Origin of the sequence: Kingella sp. SNUBH-2017, from assembly GCF_028680565.1 — a bacterium.
GTDB classification, from domain to species: Bacteria; Pseudomonadota; Gammaproteobacteria; order Burkholderiales; family Neisseriaceae; genus Kingella_D; species Kingella_D pumchi.
In genome coordinates this window covers 1-21,863 of the sequence record NZ_JAPHVK010000013.1, presented here as the reverse complement: position 1 = coordinate 21,863, position 21,863 = coordinate 1, and the positions used below count along the sequence as shown (strand labels likewise).

The 21,863-nt window shown below is 58.6% G+C and carries 19 protein-coding genes and 2 tRNA genes; 12 read left to right on the top strand and 9 right to left on the bottom strand.

Annotation, left to right across the window (positions count from 1 at the left end):
• From OP500_RS09730 to OP500_RS09720, 3 genes are all read right to left on the bottom strand, one after another.
• Entirely contained in the window at positions 1 to 2,832 is a 2,832-nt protein-coding gene (locus OP500_RS09730; protein WP_238744985.1) for a 2-oxoglutarate dehydrogenase E1 component, read from the bottom strand.
• Between the two features lie 228 nt (positions 2,833 to 3,060).
• A complete protein-coding gene (locus OP500_RS09725; protein ID WP_238744828.1) occupies positions 3,061 to 4,017 on the bottom strand; it encodes a phosphatidate cytidylyltransferase in 957 nt (318 codons plus the stop codon).
• Positions 4,014 to 4,718 (bottom strand): lysophospholipid acyltransferase family protein, encoded by a 705-nt coding sequence (locus tag OP500_RS09720; protein WP_274070817.1) that lies wholly within the window; start codon positions 4,716 to 4,718, stop codon positions 4,014 to 4,016. The genes OP500_RS09725 and OP500_RS09720 overlap by 4 nt, the downstream gene beginning before the upstream one ends.
• Before the next feature lie 168 nt (positions 4,719 to 4,886).
• Between OP500_RS09720 and OP500_RS09715 the strand changes: the two genes are divergently transcribed.
• The 7 genes from OP500_RS09715 (at position 4,887) to OP500_RS09685 (ending at position 12,760) form a co-directional block, all read left to right on the top strand.
• On the top strand, positions 4,887 to 5,288 hold the full coding sequence (locus tag OP500_RS09715; protein ID WP_238744830.1) for an RNA-binding S4 domain-containing protein: 402 nt from the start codon (positions 4,887 to 4,889) through the stop codon (positions 5,286 to 5,288).
• 164 nt (positions 5,289 to 5,452) lie between these two features.
• On the top strand, positions 5,453 to 6,214 hold the full coding sequence (locus OP500_RS09710) for a sulfite exporter TauE/SafE family protein (protein ID WP_238744832.1): 762 nt from the start codon (positions 5,453 to 5,455) through the stop codon (positions 6,212 to 6,214).
• A 224-nt stretch (positions 6,215 to 6,438) separates the two neighbouring features.
• The gene (gene purL, locus OP500_RS09705; RefSeq protein WP_238744834.1) at positions 6,439 to 10,404 is read left to right on the top strand and encodes a phosphoribosylformylglycinamidine synthase; all 3,966 of its coding nucleotides are present in this window, start codon (positions 6,439 to 6,441) and stop codon (positions 10,402 to 10,404) included.
• Between the two features lie 90 nt (positions 10,405 to 10,494).
• Positions 10,495 to 10,863: a sel1 repeat family protein gene (locus tag OP500_RS09700; protein ID WP_238744835.1), complete on the top strand. Its 369-nt coding sequence runs from the start codon at positions 10,495 to 10,497 to the stop codon at positions 10,861 to 10,863.
• A 108-nt stretch (positions 10,864 to 10,971) separates the two neighbouring features.
• Positions 10,972 to 11,325 carry a hypothetical protein gene (locus OP500_RS09695; RefSeq protein WP_274070816.1) on the top strand — a complete coding sequence of 118 codons (354 nt, stop codon included), beginning with the start codon at positions 10,972 to 10,974 and terminating at the stop codon, positions 11,323 to 11,325.
• Between the two features lie 92 nt (positions 11,326 to 11,417).
• Positions 11,418 to 12,071 carry an IS1595 family transposase gene (locus tag OP500_RS09690; protein WP_274070815.1) on the top strand — a complete coding sequence of 218 codons (654 nt, stop codon included), beginning with the start codon at positions 11,418 to 11,420 and terminating at the stop codon, positions 12,069 to 12,071.
• A 182-nt stretch (positions 12,072 to 12,253) separates the two neighbouring features.
• Positions 12,254 to 12,760: a hypothetical protein gene (locus OP500_RS09685; protein WP_238744838.1), complete on the top strand. Its 507-nt coding sequence runs from the start codon at positions 12,254 to 12,256 to the stop codon at positions 12,758 to 12,760.
• Between the two features lie 116 nt (positions 12,761 to 12,876).
• On the opposite strand, the gene OP500_RS09680 is transcribed toward OP500_RS09685, so the two are convergent.
• Both OP500_RS09680 and rnr read right to left on the bottom strand, forming a co-directional pair.
• Positions 12,877 to 13,815: a D-2-hydroxyacid dehydrogenase gene (locus OP500_RS09680; RefSeq protein ID WP_238744987.1), complete on the bottom strand. Its 939-nt coding sequence runs from the start codon at positions 13,813 to 13,815 to the stop codon at positions 12,877 to 12,879.
• Positions 13,816 to 14,020: 205 nt separating this feature from the next.
• The gene (rnr, locus tag OP500_RS09675) at positions 14,021 to 16,468 is read right to left on the bottom strand and encodes a ribonuclease R (RefSeq protein WP_274070814.1); all 2,448 of its coding nucleotides are present in this window, start codon (positions 16,466 to 16,468) and stop codon (positions 14,021 to 14,023) included.
• A 79-nt stretch (positions 16,469 to 16,547) separates the two neighbouring features.
• On the opposite strand from rnr, the gene OP500_RS09670 reads away from it, so the two are divergent.
• Together OP500_RS09670 and OP500_RS09665 are read left to right on the top strand one after the other, a co-directional pair.
• Positions 16,548 to 16,634: transfer RNA gene (locus OP500_RS09670), tRNA-Leu, on the top strand.
• 46 nt (positions 16,635 to 16,680) lie between these two features.
• A tRNA-Leu gene (locus OP500_RS09665) sits at positions 16,681 to 16,767 on the top strand.
• Positions 16,768 to 16,938: 171 nt separating this feature from the next.
• On the opposite strand, the gene OP500_RS09660 is transcribed toward OP500_RS09665, so the two are convergent.
• From OP500_RS09660 to OP500_RS09650, 3 genes are all read right to left on the bottom strand, one after another.
• Entirely contained in the window at positions 16,939 to 17,625 is a 687-nt protein-coding gene (locus OP500_RS09660; protein WP_274070813.1) for a hypothetical protein, read from the bottom strand.
• Positions 17,626 to 17,754: 129 nt separating this feature from the next.
• Positions 17,755 to 18,147, bottom strand: coding sequence for a hypothetical protein (locus OP500_RS09655; protein ID WP_274070812.1), 393 nt, complete (start codon positions 18,145 to 18,147; stop codon positions 17,755 to 17,757).
• Between the two features lie 91 nt (positions 18,148 to 18,238).
• Entirely contained in the window at positions 18,239 to 18,658 is a 420-nt protein-coding gene (locus OP500_RS09650; protein WP_274070811.1) for a hypothetical protein, read from the bottom strand.
• 190 nt (positions 18,659 to 18,848) lie between these two features.
• On the opposite strand from OP500_RS09650, the gene cmk reads away from it, so the two are divergent.
• From cmk to OP500_RS09635, 3 genes are all read left to right on the top strand, one after another.
• Positions 18,849 to 19,499, top strand: coding sequence for a (d)CMP kinase (gene cmk / locus OP500_RS09645; protein ID WP_238744843.1), 651 nt, complete (start codon positions 18,849 to 18,851; stop codon positions 19,497 to 19,499).
• Between the two features lie 126 nt (positions 19,500 to 19,625).
• A complete protein-coding gene (gene rpsA / locus OP500_RS09640) occupies positions 19,626 to 21,296 on the top strand; it encodes a 30S ribosomal protein S1 (protein WP_274070810.1) in 1,671 nt (556 codons plus the stop codon).
• Positions 21,297 to 21,305: 9 nt separating this feature from the next.
• Positions 21,306 to 21,611: an integration host factor subunit beta gene (locus OP500_RS09635; RefSeq protein WP_238744846.1), complete on the top strand. Its 306-nt coding sequence runs from the start codon at positions 21,306 to 21,308 to the stop codon at positions 21,609 to 21,611.
• A gap of 64 nt (positions 21,612 to 21,675) precedes the next feature.
• On the opposite strand, the gene OP500_RS09630 is transcribed toward OP500_RS09635, so the two are convergent.
• Positions 21,676 to 21,863 (bottom strand): hypothetical protein (locus OP500_RS09630; RefSeq protein WP_274070809.1); only part of this gene is annotated, 188 nt, incomplete at its 5' end.

Sequence of the window (21,863 nt, the reverse complement as noted above, 5' to 3'; positions counted from 1 at the left end):
TTAAAAGGTAAGGGCGTCTTCCACCAGCTGTTTGAGCTGGGCGGCGTGCAGGCTGCCGTAGCCGACGGCGGGAGAAGAGCTGGTGGGGCGGGAGGCAACAGACAGCTTCTGCCCCTCTTGCAGCAGGCGCTCCAAGCGGTGGCGGATTTGGTACCACGCGCCCTGGTTTTTCGGCTCTTCCTGCGCCCACATGATTTCCGCGCCGGGATATTTCACCAATTCGGCGGCAGCTTCCTCGTAAGGCATCGGGTAGAGCTGCTCCAAACGCAGGATCGCGACTTTGTCGTTCAAACCGCGCTCTTCGCGGCCTTGCGCCAGATCGTAATACACCTGGCCGGCGCAGAGGATAACGCGTTTCACGCTGCCGTTGTCTTTGCGCTCAGCGGTGTCGCCAATAACCGGACGGAAGGTATTGCCTCCAAGGAAATTCTCCAGCGGGCTGGTGGCGTCTTTGAAGCGCAGCAGGCGTTTGGACATGAAGATAACCAGCGGTTTGCGGTAGCTGCGCAATACCTGGCGGCGCAGGATGTGGAACATCTGCGAGGCTTCGGAGGGCATGATGATCTGCATGTTTTTCTCGGAACACAGCTGCAGCCAGCGCTCGACACGGCCGGAGGAGTGTTCGGGGCCTTGGCCGTCGTAACCGTGCGGCAGGATGGTGGTCAGGCCGCACATGCGCCCCCATTTGGTTTCGCCGGAAGAGAGGAACTGGTCGATGGTTACTTGGGCGCCGTTGGCAAAATCGCCGAACTGGGCTTCCCAAATCACCAGTTTTTCGGGGGCGGAGCAGGCATAGCCGTATTCGAACGCCATAACGGCTTCTTCGTTCAGAATCGAATCGAATACGTTGAACGGAGCCTGGTTCTCGGCCATGTGCTGCAGCGGAACATAGTTGCCGCTGTGCGCTTCGCTGCGGTTTTTGTCGTGCAGCACGGCATGGCGGTGCGAGAAGGTACCGCGGCCGGAGTCTTCGCCGGAAATACGCACGCCGGTGCCGTTGGTAACCATTGCGGCATAGGCCAGCGTTTCGGCCATGCCCCAGTCGAAGGGCTGCTCGCCTGCAGCCATGGCGCGGCGGCCGTCCAGCACGCGCTTGGCGGTGGCATGCAGTTCGAAATCGGCCGGAACGGCGGTAAACTTCTCGGCCAAGCGTTCGATGTCGGCGCGGGAAAGACCGCTTTCTACTTTTTCGCGCCAGTCCTGGCCTTTGTATTTGCTCCAATCTACGCGGTGTTTGCTGGCGTAGTCGGTCAGGCGGGTTTGTTCGACGTGTTCGCCTTTGTCCAAAGCGCTGCGGTAGGCTTGGATGTAGCCTTCGGCTTCTTCGGTGCTGACCACACCTTCGGCAGCCAGTTTTTCGGCGTAGATGGCGCGTGCGCCGGGATGCTGGGCGACGGCTTTGTACATCAGCGGCTGGGTCAGGGTCGGGTCGTCGCCCTCGTTGTGGCCGAGTTTGCGGTAGCAGACTACGTCGATTACCACATCTTTTTTGAACAGGCGGCGATACTCCAAGGCAGCCTGAACAACGTAGCACACAGCTTCCGGATCATCGCCGTTCACATGGAATACCGGCGCTTCGACCATTTTGGCGATGTCGGTGCAGTAAACGGTGGAGCGGGTGTCGCGGGTGTCGGAAGTGGTAAAGCCGATCTGGTTGTTGATAACCAGGTGGATGGTGCCGCCGGTGGTGTAGCCGCGGGTTTTCGACATATTGAAAGTTGCCTGGTTCACGCCCAAGCCGATAAAGGCGGAGTCGCCGTGAATCAGCACCGGCAGAACCTGGGCGCGGCCGTCGCTGCCGCGGCGGCGTTGTTTGGCGCGGGTGGAGCCTTCAACCACGGGATTGACGATTTCCAGATGCGAGGGGTTGAACGCCAGCGTAACGTGCATCGCGCCGTTGGGGGTGGCGATGTCGGAACTGAAGCCCATGTGGTATTTCACGTCGCCGCTGGGCAGGCTGATGGGCGCGCGGCCTTCAAATTCGGCGAACAGGTCGGCGGGTTTTTTGCCCAAGGTATTGACCAGCACGTTCAGGCGGCCGCGGTGCGCCATACCGATGATGACTTCTTCCACGCCGTCTTTGCCGGCATTCTGGATCAGGTAGTTCAGGCCGACAATCGCGCTTTCGCCGCCTTCCACGCCGAAGCGTTTCTGGCCGACATATTTGGTGTGCAGGTAGCGTTCCAGCGTTTCGACGGAGGTAATCTGCTTCAGGATGTAGCGTTTTTCCTCTTTGCTGAAGCTGGGGGTGGATTGGTTGCGTTCGAAATAGTTGCGAACCCAGTGGCGCTCCTCGCGGTTGTTGATGTGCATGTATTCCACACCAATGTGGCCGCAGTAGGTTTTTTTCAGCCGGGACAGGATGTCGGCCAGCGTGAGCTTGGTCTCGCCGCCTCCGAAATCGCGGCTGCCAACGCTGAATTTAACCGCCATATCGGTGCTGTCCAACCCGTGTTCTTCGGGGGAGAGGCCTTCGGTATGGCGGGGTTTTTTCAGTTTCAGCGGATCCAGATCGGCGGCGCCGGAACCCTGGATGCGGTAGGCGGACATCAGGCGCAGCACGCCGATTTGTTTCTGCAGCATGCTTTCGTCGATGCTGCCGGCTGCGGCTGCGGTGGCACGGTTTTTGGCCAGATTGGCGAAAGATTCCTGAATCGGACGGTGGGCGACATCGCGCGCCACTGCGCCCGGCTGGGCGGCCAATTCGCGGAAATACTGCTGCCAATGCTCATCAACCGAATTGGGATCGCTCAAAAAGCTCTCGTACAATTCCTCGATGTAGGGGGCATTGGAGCCGAACAGATAAGAAAAATTGAGTTTTTCGTCCATGATGGCTGAACCTCTGCTTTGCGGTCATCGTTATTCAAAATGGCTGGAAGATGTCGGCCGCGGCGCGGCCAAACGGCACCTATTGTACTCTTTCCTGTAATCCTTTGTAAGGGCTTGGCAGCCTGAAAAACGCTTTGGGCGCCGGCATAATTTTTCAGGCTGCCAAACGGACGGCCAAACCGGCTTTCAGGCAGCCTGAAAGCCGGTTTGGCTGTGCTTGCGGCACGGGTTTTACGTCCAGAAATAGCGCACCAGATGAAAAAACACCGGCGCGGCAAAACAGATGCTGTCCACCCGATCGAGCATGCCGCCGTGGCCGCGGATCATCCGCCCCCAGTCTTTCACGCCGAAACTGCGTTTGATCGCCGACATCACCAGTCCGCCGAAAAAGCCCATCAGGCAGATAAGCAAACCGAGCAAGGCAGCCTGAAACGGCGAAAACGGGGTAATCCAATACAGCGCCGCCGCCAGCAGCGTGGCGCAGCTGATGCCGCCGACGGTGCCGGCCACGGTTTTGTTGGGCGACAGGCTAGGCATGATGCGGCGGCGACCGAAGAGTTTGCCCCACACATACTGCAGCACATCGCTGGCCTGCACCACGGCGATCATAAACACCAGCAGCAGGATGTTGCTGCCGCTGAAGCCTTGGATTTCCAGCGTCATCAGCGCCGGCACGTGCGACAGGCAGTAGATGGTGATCATCGCGCCCCATTGGATTTTGGCGGTACGCTCGAAGAAGTTGCCGGCATCGCCCGACAGGCTAGCGATAATCGGCAGAATCAAAAAGGCGTACACCGGAATCAGAATGGTAAACATGCTGTACCAGTCGATCAGCACAAACCAGTATTGCAGCGGCAGCAGCACGTAAAAGCAGGCGACCATCGCGTTGTAGTCGCTGCGGCGGCGATACACCAGCGTCATAAATTCGCGCAGGGCGGCGAAGGAAATCAGCAGAAACAAAACGATGGTGCCCCAATAGCCGAACCAAAAGGCAAACAACAATACGATGGTCATTACCCACCACGAATAAATGCGGGCGTTCAGATTGCTGATGGTAGGATTGTGGCTGTCGCTGGCAAAACGGCGCTCGAGAATCTGGCCGATCAGGCCGGCCACCGCCAGCGTGGCGAAAATGCCCAAAAACACAATGCCTGCCTGCACGGGCAGGGTAGCGGGATGCGGATTCATGCGGATTCCTTTGCGGTGGCGGCGGCACGGTTTTCAGGCTGCCGGTAGGCCTGGCGTTTGCCGGCGGGCGCCAAATCCAGCAGCGCGTTGCGGGTGCGTTCGAGAAAGGCTTCTTTGTCTTCGCCCGGCAAAAGCTGCATTTCCTCGCCGATGTTCACTTCGCACACCAGCGGCACCGGCAGCAGCTTGCCTTTGGGCAGCACACGGTTGATGTTGTCGATCCAAATCGGGATAAAGCCGACATCCGGATTTTCCCGCGCCAGATGGTAGATGCCGCTTTTAAAGGGCAGCAGCAGCACGTCGTCGTCGGTATTGCGCGTGCCTTCGGGGAAGATAATCAGCGACGAGCCTTGATCCAGCGCCGCGCCCATCTGCGCGGTAATCGCCTTGGGGTCGCTGCCGTTGCGCATAATCAGCAGGCCGTTGAAAACATTGTTGATGATAAAACGCTTGAAGCGGTTGGTGAGCCAGTAGTCCGCCCCCGCCACCGGCCGCGCCAGCCGGCGCCAGCGCTTGGGCAGCGAAATCCACACCATCACAAAGTCGCCGTGGCTGCCGTGGTTGGCGAAATACACTTTTTTCTCCGGCGTAAAATCCAAAGCGCCCTCAAACTTCGGCCGGATGCCGGTGATGAAGGCGACGAAAAAATACAGGCCGTGGTCAATCAGCCAAGCCAGACAACGGTTTATCAGCGTGCGCATGGTTTCGGTTCTTGCGGGTGGTTTGGGGCAGCGCGGATTGTAGCCTATTTGCGCGCAAACCGTACTGCGCCGCGTCAAACGGCACCGGCGCAAATAGGCTACAATCCGCCGCAGCGTTTTTTGGTTTCAGGCTGCTTTGGCGCAGCATTATTCTTAAAGGACAACATCATGGCAGCATCTTCCGACACCCCCGCCATGCGGCTCGACAAATGGCTGTGGGCGGCACGCTTTTTCAAAACCCGCGCGCTGGCGCAAAAGCACATCGAGCTCGGCCGCGTGCAGGTAAACGGCAGCAAAGTCAAAAACAGCAAAAACATCGCCGCCGGCGACGTTATCGATCTCACGCTCAATTCCCTGCCCTACCGCATCACCGTGGCCGCGCTCAACCACCAGCGCCGCCCCGCGCCCGAAGCGCGCCTGCTTTACCGCGAAGACGAAGCCGTCGCCCAAGCGCGCGAAGCGCAGAAGCTGCTCGACCAGGCTGCCCGCGTCAGCGCCGCCTACCCCGACGGCCGCCCCACCAAACGCGACCGCCGCCAGATCGACAAACTCAAACGCGGCGACTGGTAAACCCGCCGCCATCCCCCCCCCAAAAAGGCAGCCTGAAAACTTTTCAGGCTGCCTTTTCGGCTTCAAACAGCCGTTCTAAACCATATAGACAAACAGTCTAATTTTGTCGCGCCGCCGCACTTATACTGCCGCCCTTTACAAAAACACACACAGGAACGCACATCATGGATTGGACGCCCAACGACTGGATCATCGTTTTCTTTTTCGTAACCGGCGCCCTGCTGCACGGCATCACCGGCTTCGGCTATCCCATTGTCGGCACCGCCGTGATTGCCGGTTTTTACCCGCTCAAAACCGCCGTTGCCATGGTGGTGCTGCCCTGCCTGGTGATCAACATCATGATGCTGCGCACCGGCGAAGGCTTCAAACACAACCTCATCACATACGGCCGCGCCTTTTTCCCGCTGTTTGCCAGCAGCTTTATCGGCGGCCTGATCGGCATCGGCCTGCTGCTCTTTCTGCCCGAAGGCAGCCTGAAAATCTTCCTGTGCATCACCCTACTGTTTTACGTTTTTACCCAATACAGCCGTTTCCGCATCCGCTTTAAAACCGACCGCAAAACCATGGCCGTGTTCGGTTTCGTGGCCGGCATCGTCGGCGGCGCCACCAACGCCATCGTCGCCTTTCTGATGATTTATCTCTTGGGCACCGACCGCAACAAAACCGAAATGGTGATGGTGAACAACATCAGCATCCTGATTACCAAACTGATCCAAATCGTGCTGCTGTTTCCCGTGATTTCCGCGTTCGACCGCAAAAGCTGGCTGCTGCTGTCCAGCGTGATTGTGGTGTCGCTCGGATTTATGTATGTCGGCAACCACATCCGCCACCGCCTACCGCAGCGCATCTTCAACCACGCCATCGCCGCCATGCTGCTCGCCCTCGGCCTGTACGCCGGCTATCAGGGCGTGGCGATGTCGGGCTGAACCAAACCGGCAGACGGCTGCAGGCAGCCTGAAAAGTTTTCAGGCTGCCTGCAGCCGTTTTTCCGCCGTTCCAAATCCCAAAGCAGCCTGAAACCGCGATTCCGAACCCAAAAGCAGCCTGAAAACCCCATTGGCGGCGGCGAAAAAGCGGCACGGCCGGCAGGCGTTTTGCGTATAATCGCGCCTTCTTTTTTCCTGTCTTTTTTCCGAGAGAAAATCCACCCATGTCCGTCGTCCTCCCCCTGCGCGGCACCCGCGCCCTTTCCGATTTCCGTGTTGAAAAACTGCTGCAAAAGGCCGCTGCGCTGGGTTTGCCTGCGGCTCAGTTGTCCAGCGAATTTTGGTATTTTGCCGCGTCCGACGCGCCTTTGGCGGCGGATGATGCAGCGAAGCTCGAAGCCTTGGTTGACGCGCAAAGCGTGGCCGCGCCGGAGGTTTCAGACGGCCTCAATCTCTTTTTGGTTACGCCGCGTTTGGGCACGGTGTCGCCGTGGGCGTCGAAAGCCACCGACATCGCGCACAACTGCGGCCTCTCGCAAATTACCCGCATCGAGCGCGGCATGGCGGTGTGGGTGTCAGGCCGTCTGAACGACGACGAAAAACGCGCGTGGGCGTCGCTGCTGCACGACCGCATGACCGAGTCGGTATTGCCCGATTTTCAGGCTGCCGAAAAGCTGTTTGCCCATCCCGAGGCGCAGACTTTTTCTACGGTAAACGTATTGGGCGGCGGCCGCGATGCGCTGGTCAAAGCCAATACCGAGCTGGGCTTGGCGCTCTCGCCCGACGAGATTGATTATCTGGTGGAAAACTATCGCGCGTTAAACCGCAATCCGTCGGACGTGGAACTGATGATGTTTGCGCAGGCGAACTCGGAGCATTGCCGCCACAAGATTTTCAACGCCGATTTTGTGTTAAACGGGCAGGCGCAGGAGAAATCCTTGTTCCGCATGATCCGCGACACCCACGAGGCGCATCCCGAGGGCACGGTGGTGGCCTATAAAGACAATGCGTCGATTATCGAGGGCGCGAAAATCAAGCGTTTTTATCCGCACGCGGCGGAAAATCAGGGCTACCGTTTCGCCGAAGAAGACACGCACATTCTGATGAAAGTGGAAACCCACAACCATCCCACCGCCATCGCCCCCTTTGCGGGCGCGGCCACCGGCGCGGGCGGCGAAATCCGCGACGAGGGCGCAACCGGTCGCGGCGCGCGGCCGAAAGCGGGTTTGACCGGCTTTACCGTGTCCAACCTCAATATCCCGGGCTTTGCGCAGCCGTGGGAGCAGCCCTACGGCAAGCCCGGCCATCTGGCTTCCGCGCTGGATATTATGATCGACGGCCCCATCGGCGGCGCGGCGTTTAACAACGAATTCGGCCGCCCGAATTTGCTGGGCTATTTCCGCACCTTCGAGCAGGAGTTTGACGGCCAAATGCGCGGCTACCACAAGCCGATTATGATTGCCGGCGGCTTGGGCAATATCCAAGCGCAGCAGACGCATAAAAACGAAATCCCCGAAGGCGCGTTGTTAATCCAACTCGGCGGCCCGGGGATGCTGATTGGCTTGGGCGGCGGCGCGGCATCTTCGATGGACACCGGCAGCAACGATTCCAGCTTGGATTTCAACTCGGTACAGCGCGGCAACCCCGAAATCGAACGCCGCGCGCAGGAAGTGATCGACCGCTGCTGGCAGCTGGGCGACGCCAATCCGATTATCGCCATTCACGACGTAGGCGCGGGCGGCTTGTCCAACGCCTTCCCCGAATTGGTGAACGACGCAGGGCGCGGCGCGGTGTTTAAGCTGCGCGACGTGCCGCTGGAAGAACACGGCTTAACCCCGCTGCAAATCTGGTGCAACGAAGCGCAGGAGCGTTATGTGTTGTCCGTGTTGCCGGAAAATCTCGACACCTTCTCTGCTCTGTGCGAGCGCGAACGCTGTCCGTTTGCCGTAGTCGGTACGGCTACCGACGACGGCCACTTGCAGGTGCGCGACGATTTGTACGGCGACAATCCCGTCGATCTGCCGCTCAACGTATTGCTCGGAAAACCGCCCAAAACCACCCGCCGCGATGAGACCGTAAGGCCGTCTGAAAAAGCATTTTCAGGCAGCCAAATCGACCTGAAAGAAGCCGCCTACCGCGTGTTGCGCCTGCCTGCCGTGGCCGCTAAAAACTTCCTGATTACCATCGGCGATCGCAGCGTCGGCGGCCTGACCGCCCGCGACCAGATGGTCGGCCGCTACCAAACGCCGGTGGCCGACTGCGCCGTAACCATGATGGGCTTCGATACCTATCGCGGCGAAGCGATGGCAATGGGCGAAAAACCCGCCGTTGCCCTGTTTGACGCACCCGCCTCGGGCAGAATGTGCATCGGCGAAGCCATCACCAATCTGGCGGCGGTGAACATCGGCGACATCGGCAACATCAAACTCTCCGCCAACTGGATGGCCGCCTGCGGCAACGCGGGCGAAGACGAAAAACTCTACCGCACCGTGCAGGCCGTATCCGAAACCTGCCAAGACTTGGGCATCAGCATTCCCGTGGGCAAAGACTCGCTGTCGATGAAAACCGTGTGGCAGGAAAACGGCGAACAAAAATCCGTAACTTCGCCGCTATCGCTGGTGATTACCGGCTTCGCGCCGGTGGCCGACGTACGCAAAACCGTTACCCCCGAATTGAAAAACGTGGCCGACAGCGTATTGCTGTTTGTCGATTTGGGCTTTGGCAAAGCACGCATGGGCGGCTCGGCGCTGGCGCAGGTGTACAACGAAACCGGCGGCGAAGCGCCCGACATCAATATAGGCCGTCTGAAAGCGTTTTACGATGTGATGCAGAAGCTGGTGGCCGAAGACAAACTGTTGGCCTACCACGACCGCAGCGACGGCGGCCTGTTTGCTACGTTAGCGGAAATGGCGTTTGCGGCACGTTGCGGCTTGGATATAGATTTAAATTTATTGCTTGCACAAACATTTATTACCAACCATACCGCTCTGTCTCAATCATTGCGGACTGAAGAGGTAAAAGCGTTGGCTGAATGGCAAGAAACCATTGCCCGCACATTATTTAATGAAGAGTTGGGTGCTGTTATCCAAGTTAGGAAACAAGATGTTGCCGATATTATCAATTTATTCTATCAACAACAGCTTCATCACAATGTCTTTGAAATCGGTACGTTAACTGATGAGAACACGTTAATCATCCGCGACGGGCAAACGCACCTTATTTCTGACAACCTAATCAAACTGCAACAAACCTGGCAGGAAACCAGCCACGCCATCCAACGCCTGCGCGACAACCCCGCCTGCGCCGACAGCGAGTTCGCCCTGATTGGCGACAACGACCGCAGCGCATTGTTTGCCGACGTGAAATTTGACGTGAACGAAGACATCGCCGCGCCTTTCGTCAACAGCGGCGCGAAACCTAAAATCGCCATCCTGCGCGAACAGGGCGTAAACGGGCAAATCGAAATGGCAGCCGCCTTCACCCGCGCAGGATTCGATGCCTACGACGTGCATATGTCCGACCTGATGGCAGGCCGCGTCCACCTTGCCGACTTCCAAATGCTCGCCGCCTGCGGCGGCTTCAGCTACGGCGACGTACTCGGCGCGGGCGAAGGCTGGGCGAAAACCATCCTGTTCCACCCCGCGCTGCGCGAGCAGTTTGCCGCCTTCTTTGCGCGCCAAGACACCCTCGCGCTGGGCGTGTGCAACGGCTGCCAAATGATGAGCAACCTCGCCGAAATCATCCCCGGCAGCCAAGGCTGGCCGAAGTTCAAACGCAACCGCAGCGAGCAGTTTGAAGCCCGTTTGAGCATGGTCGAAGTGGCCAAATCGCCCTCGCTGATTCTGGCCGAAATGCAGGGCAGCCGCCTGCCCGTGGTCGTCAGCCACGGCGAAGGCCGCGCCGATTTCGCCCACTTAGGACGCGACGGCAATTCGGTGTCAGACGGCCTTGCCATTGCCCTGCAATACATCGACGGCACCGGCGCCGTAACCCAAACCTACCCGCTCAACCCCAACGGCTCGCCGCAGGGCATCGCCGGCGTGACCAACGCCGACGGCCGCATCACCATCATGATGCCCCACCCCGAACGCGTGTACCAAACCGCGCAAATGAGCTGGCAGCCTGAAAACTGGGGCGAATTGAGCGGCTGGTACCGAATGTTCGCCGCCGCGCGTAAGGCGTTGGGTTAAACCTGCACAAAAGGCCGCCCGAAAGGATTTCAGACGGCCTTTTTATTCGGAGACCAGAAAATAAAAAAATTCCTTATCGCCGCAGCCGTTTTGCTGCCGCTTTTTGCCCGCGCCGAAGAAGCGTTCGACCCCAAAGCCTACCAGCAGCTCGCCGCAGCATGCGGCCAAAACGATCTCGACAGCTGCGTTAAATTTGCCGTGTGGACGCAGGAGCATACGAACACCCCCGCCGATGCCTGCGCACCGCTGAAAAAAGCCTGCGACGGCGGCAATATGAAAGGCTGCTATGCCTTGGCCAATCTTTATCTCGACCCCCGCAGCGGCTTGGGCGCAAACAAAGACAAAGCGCGCGCACTGTACTGGAAAGCCTGCGACATCGGCCACGAACTTTCCTGCCTGATTTCGGCCCACCTGAGATATAAAGAGAACAAGCAAAGCCAGCCCGTTTTGCCGCAATAACGGCGTTTGGAAAAAGGCCGAAAGGCAGCCTGAAAAACCGCGAAACCGGTTTTCAGGCTGCCTTAAAATCCGTCCGCGCATCTTGCGTACAGCAAAAAAGGAAGCCCCATGCCGCCCACCCGCCTTGCCTTTATCAAAGGATTTTGCAGCGCCGTTATGCTGATTTCGCTGCTTGCCCTGCTGCTGATTCCGCAATACGGCAACTATATGCAGCGCAGCGAAATCAGGCAGATTATCGCCACCGCCGAGCCCCTGCAAAACGCTGTTGCCGACAAACTGAAAAACAAGCAGCCGCCCGTCGGCATCCCGCCGCATCCCCAAGCCGCAACCCGTATCAGCGCGGACGGCTGGATTCTGCTGACCACGCCGCGATACGGACGGCAGATTCTTCTGATTCCCAGCCGCCAAGCCAACGGCGAAATCGCATGGGAGCAGCATTTTGAACACGGTGAATTGCGGTAAAGGTTTTCAGGCTGCTTTGGCCGTTACCGCCCAAGCAGCCTGAAAAAAGCAAAGGGGCTGTACTAGATAAGCAGTCATGTTAGACTGCAAAAATGAAAATAACCCATTGTAAAATAAAAAAGAGTATTCAAAAGAAACTGCTACAGTTTTTTGTACTCGAAGTTACCGCCCGTTCAGCCGCCGATTTGTTGGGCATCCACCCCAATTCGGCAGTGCTGTTTTACCGCAAGATTCGCGAAGTCATCAGCCATCATCTCTCGTTGGAAGCCGATACGGTTTTTAACGGCTCAATTGAGTTGGACGAGAGCTATTTCGGCGGACACCGCAAAGGCAAACGCGGACGCGGTGCGGCGGGAAAGGTGGCAGTTTTCGGTATTCTCAAACGCGGCGGCAAGGTTTATACCGTGGTTGTCGAGAACGCCAAAAGAGAAACTTTAATGCCTGTTATCACAAAGAAAATTATGCCTGACAGCATTGTCTATACGGATTGTTTGAGCAGCTATGATGTGTTGGATGTAAGCGGATTTACCCATCACCGTATCAACTACAGCAAGCTGTTTGCCGACAGACAAAACCACATCAACGGCATTGAAAACTTTTGGAATCAGGCAAAACGCGTACTGCGCAAATACAATGGAATCGACCGTAAATCTTTCCCGTTGTTCTTGAAAGAATGCGAGTTCCGTTTTAACTTTGGCGCACCTTCCGAGCAGCTTAAAGTGCTGCGCCGGTGGTGTGGAATTTAGGGCTTATCTAGTACAGCCCCAAAGCAAAAGTTCCCGTAGGCCGGATTTGCGCATCCGACAACGAAGCATTAAAACCGCAAAGGCCGTCTGAAAAGCCATGCAGAGCGCCCCTTGCGGAACAATATCGAGTACAGGTGCCAGCCTGTTGCCCCCGTTCCATTAACCGTTTTAAAGGAAAAGACATGAAAAAAACCGCATTAACCGCCGCCCTGCTGCTGCTTGCCGCCTGCGGGCAAAGCAATGTGGAGCGGGAAACTGCGCCCGCGTCCGCAGCTACGCCTGCTGCTACGTCTGCGCCCGCTGCAAGCGCCGCAGCCACAGCCGCGCCGCAATGGCAAATCGTTGGCGAAGTGAACAGCCGTTTCCGCTATCTTTATGTGCTGGTGCCCGCCGGCAGCGGCGATGCCGAACTGGTAACGCTGGCGCAGGATATCCACCGCAGCGAGCCGGATGCCTGGCTGTGGCTGGTGGACAGCGACGAGAAAGTGGCCGACGGCGTGAAAGCGGGGCAGACGGGCGATATGTCGGCGTTTCCGAAAGAATGGATGGAGCGGCATATCGTTGCCAACTCGGTGCTGGTGCTTCATCCCGACGGCCGCCATGTGTGGACGCTGTACGGCGGCAGCGGCCGCGAACGCGAAATCGCCACGCTGCCGTGTATCGACGGCAAGGGTTCGTGCCGCGACTGAGCCGTCTCGGTTTGCGCCACGCCAACACACTTTAGGGCAAAACCAAAGCAGCCTGAAAACCGCCGATCCGGTTTTCAGGCTGCTTTTTTATGCGCCCAAGTCCTGCGCGGCCGGCGCTACAGCAGATTTTGCGGGCGGCCGGCGGCAAAGGCGTTGATATTGGCTTCGAGCATCTGCGTCAGGTTTTCGACGGTTTCCGCCGCCGCCCATGCCACATGCGGGGTAACGATCAGATTGGGCAGTTGCGAGAGCAGCGGGTTGCCTTCTGAGGGCGGCTCTTGGCTCAGCACATCAAAGCCGGCGCCGCCGAGCATGCCGTATTTGAGTGCGGCGAGCACCGCCTGCTCGTCGGCCAGGCCGCCGCGGCCGACATTGACCAGCACCGCCTGCGGCTTCATCTGCCGCAGTTCGTTCTCGCCGATCATATGGCGGGTGGAATCGTTGAGCGGGCAGTGCAGCGAAACGGCGTCGGCCTGCGACAAGGCAGCCTGAAAGGCGGTATAGCCCGGGCGTACGGCGGCGGCGTCTTTGCGCTCGCCCCACAGCACGTTCATGCCGAAGGCTTCGGCATAGCCGGCGAGCCGGCGGCCGATACTGCCGCGACCGAAGATGGCAAGGGTTTTGCCGTTGAGATTGCGTATCGGCGCGCCGAAATGGCAGAAATGGGCGGCTTGGCGCCAGGCGCCGGCGGCAACGTCGCGGCGGTAGGCGGGCAGGTTGCGCATCAGGGCGAGCAGCAGCATAAAGGCGTGTTCGGCAACGCTATCGCTGCCGTAATCGCGCACGTTGCAGACGGCAACGCCGGCGGCGCGCGCGGCGGCCAAATCGACGTTGTCGTAGCCGGTGGCCGCCAACGCCACCAGTTTCAGCTGCGGATTGGCGGCAAAGTGTTCGGCGCGGATGGCGACTTTGTTGGTAATCACGATATCGGCGCCGGCCAGCCGCGCGGCAGTCTGATCGGGCGCGGTGTGCGGGTGGTTTTGCAGCGTGTGCGGGAAATCAAAACGCAGCGGCCGCGCGGGCAGCGTGCCGCTGTCGAGAAAAACGATATTCACGGGTTCTCCTTTGGGATGGGCAAGGCAGCCTGAAAACGGTGGGGACGGGGTTTCAGGCTGCCTTTGGGGTTTTTGGTAAATGTAGCTCGGGATGGGAGCCAAGGAACCGTAAAGCAGCCTGAAAGCTGGGTCTAGACCCAGCCTACGCTTCTTGCTGCAAAGGCAGCCTGAAAACCGTGCAGACGGGCTTTCAGGCTGCCCTAGGTTATTTGCGTTTGCGCGTTTTGGGCGCGGCGGCTTTTTTGGTGGGCTTGGCAGCTGGTTTGGCAACAGATTGGACGGCAGGCTTGGCGGCGGCGGGTTTGCCTTTGGCCGGGGCTTTGGGGGTTTTGCCGCGTTTGCCGTTAGCCGGTTTTTCAGGCTGCTTTTTGCTGCGTTTGGCGGGCGTTTTGGGGCTTTCAGGCTGCCTTTTGTTTTTGCCGGTTTTGGCGGATTTGGCAGTGCCGTCGGCGCTGCGTTTTTTGCGCTTGCCGCTGTAGCCGCCGCTGACCAAGGTAAGGTCGATGCGGCTGGTTTCCAAATCGGCACGGACGACGCGGACGGTTACGCTGTCGCCCATATCGAAGCGGATGCCGCTGCGCTCGCCGACCATCGCCATGATGTCGCGGCGGTAGTTGAAGTAGTCTTCGCCCAGGTCGCTGACGTGCACCATGCCTTCGGTGTGGATGTTGTCGAGGGTAACGAAGATGCCGAAGGTGCTCATGCCGGAGATGCGGCCGGTGAAGGTTTCGCCGACTTTGTCGCGCATGTAGTAGGTTTTGAGCCAGTTTTCGACATCGCGGCTGGCTTCGTCGGCGCGGCGCTCGCAGAAGGAGGCGTGGGCGCCGAGCGAGGGCCAGGAGTCTTCGCGGTAGTTTTTGCCGGCGAGCACGGCTTTGATGGCGCGGTGGACGGCCAGGTCGGGATAGCGGCGGATGGGGGAGGTGAAGTGGGTGTAGTGCTCGTAGGCAAGGCCAAAGTGGCCTTGGTTTTGCGCTTCGTACACGGCCTGCTGCATCGAGCGCAGCAGCATGGTTTGCAACAGTTCGCGGTCGTCGCGGCCTTCGAATTGGGCGGCCAGTTCAGCGTAGTGCTTGGGTGTGGGGTTGTCGCCGCCGCCCAACTGCAGGCCGGTCAGGGCGAGCTGTTCGTGCAGCACGGCGAGTTTTTCGGCGGTGGGGCCGGCGTGGTTGCGGTACAGGCCGGGGTGTTTGTGCGCCAGCAGGAAGTCGGCGGCGCAGACGTTGGCGGCGAGCATGCACTCTTCGATGAGCTTGTGGGCATCGTTGCGGTGCACGGGTTCGATGCGCTCGATTTTGCCGTGATCGTCAAACAGCATCTGGGTTTCGGTGGTCTCGAATTCCATGGCGCCGCGTTTGAGCCGTTTTTTGTGCAGAACTTGATACAGGGCGTAGAGCGTATCGAGATTTTTGCGGTGGGGGTTGTCGGCGCCGCTCTCGAGCCAGTCCCACACTTGGTTGTAGGTCAGGCGGCCGTGGGAGCGCATCACGGCGGGGTAGAAGCGGTAGGACTTGACGTTGCCGGCGTAGGTGATGGTCATGTCGCACACCATGCACAGGCGCTCGACGTCGGGATTGAGCGAGCAGATGCCGTTGGACAGGCTTTCAGGCAGCATGGGGATGACGCGGCGGGGGAAATAAACGCTGGTGGCGCGTTCGCGGGCGTCGCTGTCGATGGCGTCGTGCGGGCGCACATAGTGGCTGACGTCGGCAATGGCGACGATAAGGCGGTAGTTGCGCCCGTGTTTTTCGGCGTAAACGGCGTCATCGAAATCGCGCGAGCTTTCGCCGTCGATGGTGACCAGCGGCAGATCGCGCAAGTCTTCGCGGCCTTTGCGGTCGGCGGGGCGCACTTTTTCGGGGATTTTGGCGGCAGCCTGAACGCAGTTTTCGGAAAACTCGTGCGGCAGGTGGTGTTTGCGCACGGCGATTTCGATTTCCATGCCGCTGTCGGCATAGTCGCCCAGCACTTCGGTTACCCGCGCCACGGCGGGGCGGTGGTTGGTGGGATAGCTTTCGATCGCCGCCACAATCACCTGGCCGGATTCGGGCTTGAATTCGGCCACCGATTCGGGCTCGAGAATAATCGGCTGGTGCAATCGGCGGTCTTCCGCTTCCAGCACCGCCACGCCGCGGTCGAGATAAAAACGGCCGACGACGTCGGTTTGCGCGCGCTCGATAATGTCCAGCACCTGCCCTTCGCGGCGCCCGCGCCGGTCGCGGCCGCCGGTGGGGCGCACGGTTACCAAATCGCCGTGCATCAGCCCGCGCAGCTGGCGCTCGTAAAGTACGAAATCGCCGCCGCCGTCGTTGGTGAGCGGCACGGCAAAACCCAAGTCGTCCTTATGCACTTCGACGCGGCATTTGACGATTTCCAGTTTGTCGGCCACGCACACCAGGTTGCGCCGGTTGATCAGCACCTGGCCGTCGCGCGCCATCGCCTTGATGCGGCGCTCGAAAAACTCGAATTCTTCGTCGCTGATCGACAGCTGTTCGGCCAGCGCGGAAATTTTCTGCGGCACGCCCGCATCGTCCAGCAGGCGGATAATCCATTCGCGGCTGGGCAGCGGATGTTCGTATTTCTGCTGCTCGCGCTTTAAAAACGGGTCTTTTTCTCTAAGATTCAATAAATTTGTTTTTTTCTTGGTTTTCATGATTGACAATTTTCAAAGGGTTTATATAATGCCGCCTTTCGCTTGCGGCACTTTAACCCAAGCGCAATACAAATGCAAAGCCCAGGTGGCGGAATTGGTAGACGCGCCAGCTTCAGGTGCTGGTATCCTCACGGGTGTGGAAGTTCGAGTCTTCTCCTGGGCACCAAAACGCAGCGCAAGCTGCTTTTACTTTGCATTCACAATCTAGCTTTGCCCAGGTGGCGGAATTGGTAGACGCGCCAGCTTCAGGTGCTGGTATCCTCACGGGTGTGGAAGTTCGAGTCTTCTCCTGGGCACCAAATTCAAACCGGTTTGATGATTTCAAACCGGTTTTTCCGTTTCAGGCTGCCTGAAAGGCAATCGGGCATCACCCGGCAGCCGGTGTTCCCCCCCTTTTTCTCCCCGCCGATAATTTTCAGGCTGCCTTTCAAAGGAAAAAGGCAGCCTGAAAACTTCTTATGGCGGCAATCCTAGGCCTGCGCCGCTGCCAGCCAGTCGGCGGGAACGATCAAACGCAGATGCTGCGCATCCAGCTGCCCGCTGCCGAACACTTCCGCCCACGCAGCCACGCATTTCTCGGCGGCATCGGTATCGGCCAGCCCCCAGATTTTTACCCCAGCCCCTTCGGCCGGCAGATGCTCTTTCAGCGCGGCAAACGGCGTGCTGCCGTCTTCCGGCAGCGCGAAGGAAACGAAATCGCAGCCGGCCGCCCAAGCGGTTTGCGCCACATGAAGCAGCTGTTCTTCGGTTTGATACTGCTTGACCATTACCGTCAGCCGCTTTTGGCCGGAGCGGCACAGCTCGGCCACCGTTGCCAGCATATGGCGGCTTTGGGCGGCAGCATCGCTGTCGAAGCCGGCGGCATCGGCCAGCACCAGCACGATGCCGTCGGCACCGAAGGCCAGCGCGGTAGCGGTATCGGCCACTGCCGACACCGGCTCGGCACCGTCGGGATTCAGCACGGCAGCAATGGTTACGCCTTTACTTTTGGGCAGCGCCATCCGCGCGGCGCCCAAGCGATTGGCGGCCACCAGCACCGCGGCGGCGGGCGGCTCGGCGGCCAGGGCGGCGGCACAGCCCTGTTCGGCAGCGGCATCGTTTTCTGCATTCAGTAGGTCGATTTCCAGCAGATGGCGGAAATTGGTCGGGGAATCCATAACTTCGTCCTTTATTGATTGGTTTGTTGTCGCCGGTATTGTTTTCGGCTTTCAGGCTGCTTTTGTCTCCAATGTGGAGAGAGCTTCAATGCCGGCCATGAATCGTTGAGCAGGATTATCTTTTCGGGGCTACGGTGTGCGAGGGTTCCTAGCGCTAAAGACCTCACCGGGTGCCTCCTCAAGAGGAACCAGCCGCTCACCGGCGGGGAAGGGGAGCTCGTATGTGGGCATTGTGGCGGCAATATCCCCGAAGTTGTCTTCTGTGATCGTGATGCCGCGGACCGAAGCCTCCACCAGGCGCACCCGTACCCATACGGCCGGCTCCACCTCGTAAGCGTAAGCCTCTGCCAGGTAGCGAAGGCCAAGGTTATCTAGGTGCGCCTCGGCACCCAGCCAGTCGGTCGCCTCGCTTTCTCTGCCGAGCAGGTCGATAGCTATGAAATCCTCACCGCGAGGTGTTATCCACCCCAGCAGCTCGCGGTCTTCGCGGCGGTGCTCAAACCAGTCTTCGGGTATTTCCATGTTCCCAGTCTAGCAAAAAGGCAGCGGGCAGTTATAAAGCTCTACAAAGCGTAGGAAAAACGGTTTCAGGCAGCCTGAAACCGTCTGGCGCTTATTCCTGCTCGGCTTGTTCGGCCGGCATCGGCATTTCGCTCATTTTGTCGCGGTTCAAATCCAATTCTGCTTCATAGGAAATGCCGCCGGTCCATTTTTCTTTGATGCGGATATCCATTTCCTGCGGGCCGCGGCGAAACTCCAATGTGGCTTTGCTCGGGCTGACTTTGGCTTTTACGGTGCGAAAACCGTTGTTTTCGGCATTGCTGCGCGCTTCGTCGGCCAAATCGCGGATCCGGCCGCGGCGCAGGAAGTATTCGACTTTGAATTTGTCTTCGCCGATGCGGCGCGATTTGACAATCTGGCCGCCGTGCGGGCGGAGAATCAGGCGCGGCACGGGGTCGAAATCGCGTGCTTCAAGCATGGCGGGTGCTGCCAGCAGGGCGGCGGCGGAGAAAGCGGCGAGCAGTTTTTTCATTGTTTTTCCTAAAAGCGGTATGGATTGAAAACAGAGCGAATCTTAATCAAAGCGCAACCATTCGGGCAAGTTTGGCGGCGCGGCGAGCGGGGTTTTGTTGCGCCGGCCGGCACAAGGCAGCCTGAAAGCGGCGGATACGCCTTGTGATAGAATCGCACCCTTTTCCACTTGCTCGCACAGGAAAAACCAAATGCAAAAAGTGATTGCCATCGACGGCCCCAGCGCATCGGGCAAAGGCACCATTGCCGCACGGGTGGCGCAGGAATTGGGCTGGGCGTATCTTGATTCGGGCGCGCTCTACCGGCTGACCGCGCTGTATGCGCAGCGGCAGGGCGTGTCGTGGTCGGACGAAGCGGCGTTGGCCGAGCTGGCCGCCGCCTTGCCTGTACGCTTTGCCGGCGGCACCGTCTTTTTGGCGGACGAAAACGTCGGCAGCGCCATCCGCAGCGAAGAAATCGGCATGGGCGCATCCGCCGTGGCTGCCTTGCCGGCTGTCCGCGCCGCCCTGCTGCAGCGCCAGCGCGACTTTCTTACCGAGCAGGGTCTGGTGGCCGACGGCCGCGACATGGCTTCGGTGGTGTTCCCGCAGGCGCGGCTGAAAATCTTTCTGACCGCCGCCGCCGAAGTGCGCGCCTGCCGCCGCGCCAAGCAGCTCGGTTTGCCGTGCGAAGGCTTGGAATACCAGCGCATCGTTGCCGACATCCAAGCGCGCGATCTGGCCGACAGCCGCCGCACCAGCGCCCCGCTGCGCCAAGAGCCCGATGCGAAGCTGCTCGACACTTCCGATTTGAGCATAGACGAAACGGTAAAAAAAGTGCTTGATTGGTATCGCGAAAGCTGATTACACGCTATAATCGCGCATTTTTTCAGGCAGCCTGAAAAACCCAACCCCGCGCCCGCCTGCCAAGGAGGCCGGCGTTTCCAACCCCAACCCCGCATCCCTTGGCGGTGCAAAGAAAGCAAACTCATGGAAAATTTTGCCCAGTTACTGGAAGAATACTCAGCCAGCCAGGAAATGACCCACGGTGAAGTCATCACCGCAGAAGTCGTTGACATTACGGATAAATTCGTAATCGTAAACGCCGGTCTGAAATCCGAATCGCTGATTGATCTGGCCGAATTCAAAAACCCGCAAGGCGAGTTGGAAGTCAAAGTCGGCGATTTCGTTACCGTGACCATCGAATCGGTGGAAAACGGCTTTGGCGAAACCAAACTTTCCCGCGAAAAAGCCAAGCGCGCGGCCGACTGGATCACTTTGGAAGAAGCGATGGAAGACGGCCAAATCCTGTCCGGCGTGGTCGGCGGCAAAGTCAAAGGTGGCCTGACCGTAATGGTCAACAGCATCCGCGCCTTCCTGCCCGGCTCTCTCTTGGACGTGCGTCCGGTGAAAGACACTTCCTACTTTGAAGGCAAAGAAATCGAATTCAAAGTCATCAAACTGGATAAAAAACGCAATAACGTCGTGGTATCCCGCCGCGCCGTTCTGGAGGAAACCCTCGGCGAAGAGCGCAAAGCCCTGCTGGAAAACCTTAAAGAAGACAGCGTGGTTAAAGGCATCGTCAAAAACATCACCGACTACGGCGCGTTCGTGGATCTGGGCGGTATCGACGGTCTGCTGCACATCACCGACCTGGCATGGCGCCGTGTGAAACACCCCAGCGAAGTGCTGGAAGTCGGCCAAGAAGTGGAAGCCAAAGTGCTGCGCTTTGACCAAGACAAACAACGCGTATCTCTCGGCCTCAAACAGTTGGGCGAAGATCCGTGGGACGGCCTTGCCCGCCGCTACCCGACCGGCACCCGCCTGTTCGGTAAAGTTTCCAACCTGACCGACTACGGCGCATTCGTCGAAATCGAACAGGGCATCGAAGGTTTGGTACACGTTTCCGAAATGGACTGGACCAACAAAAACGTCCACCCGAGCAAAGTCGTACAGCTTGGCGACGAAACCGAAGTGATGATTCTGGACATCGACGAAAACAAACGCCGCATCTCCCTCGGCATGAAACAGTGCCGCCCCAACCCGTGGCAGGAATTTGAAGCCAACTTCAACAAAGGCGACAAAATCCAAGGCGCAGTCAAATCTATTACCGACTTCGGTATTTTCGTCGGCCTGCCCGGCAACATCGACGGTCTGGTGCACCTTTCCGACCTTTCTTGGAGCGAAGCCGGCGAAGAAGCCGTACGCAAATACAAAAAAGGCGAAGAAGTCGAAGCCGTGGTACTGGCCATCGACGTCGAAAAAGAACGCATCTCCCTGGGCATCAAACAGCTCGAAGGCGATCCTTTCGGCAACTTCATCAGCGTGAACGACAAAGGCTCGCTGGTTAAAGGCGAAGTGAAATCCGTTGAAGCCAAAGGCGCCGTTGTCGCCCTGGCCGACGAAGTGGAAGGCTACCTGCCCGCATCCGAATTCGACAGCGAGCGCGTGGAAGACCTGACCACCAAACTCAACGCCGGCGACACCGTCGAAGCCGTAATTCTGACCATCGACCGCAAAAACCGCAGCATCAAACTGTCGGTTAAAGCCAAAGATGCCAAAGAAAACCGCGAAGCCCTCAACAACGTCAACGCAGCCACCACCAACGCCGGTACCACCAGCCTGGGCGACCTGCTCAAAGCGTCTTTGGGCAAACAATAAGGCCGCAACATGACCAAATCGGAATTGATGGCCCGCCTGGCCGAAGTCTTCGTTGCCGAAAACGGCAACCAGCTGCAAAGCAAAGACATCGAATACAGCGTCAAAGTCCTGGTTGACACCATGACCCGCTCGCTGGCCAAAGGGCAACGCATTGAAATCCGCGGTTTCGGCAGTTTCGACCTGAACTACCGTCCGCCGCGCGTCGGCCGCAACCCCAAAACCGGCGAACGTGTGGACGTACCCGCCAAGTACGTTCCCCACTTCAAACCCGGCAAGGAATTGCGCGAGCGCGTAAACCAAGCCGCCGGCCAGTAAAACGGCAAGGCAACCCGGCCGCACACCGTCCCAAACGGTGTGCGGTTTTTGCTGTTCTAAAAAATCAAAAGGCAGCCTGAAAGACAAAAGCAGCCTGAAAGTTAAAGGCAGCCTGAAAGACAAAAGCAGCCTGAAAGTTAAAGGCAGCCTGAAAGTTAAAGGCAGCCTGAAAGTTAAAGGCAGCCTGAAAGTTAAAGGCAGCCTGAAAGTTAAAGGCAGCCTGAAAGTTAAAAAAGCAGCCTGAAAACGAAA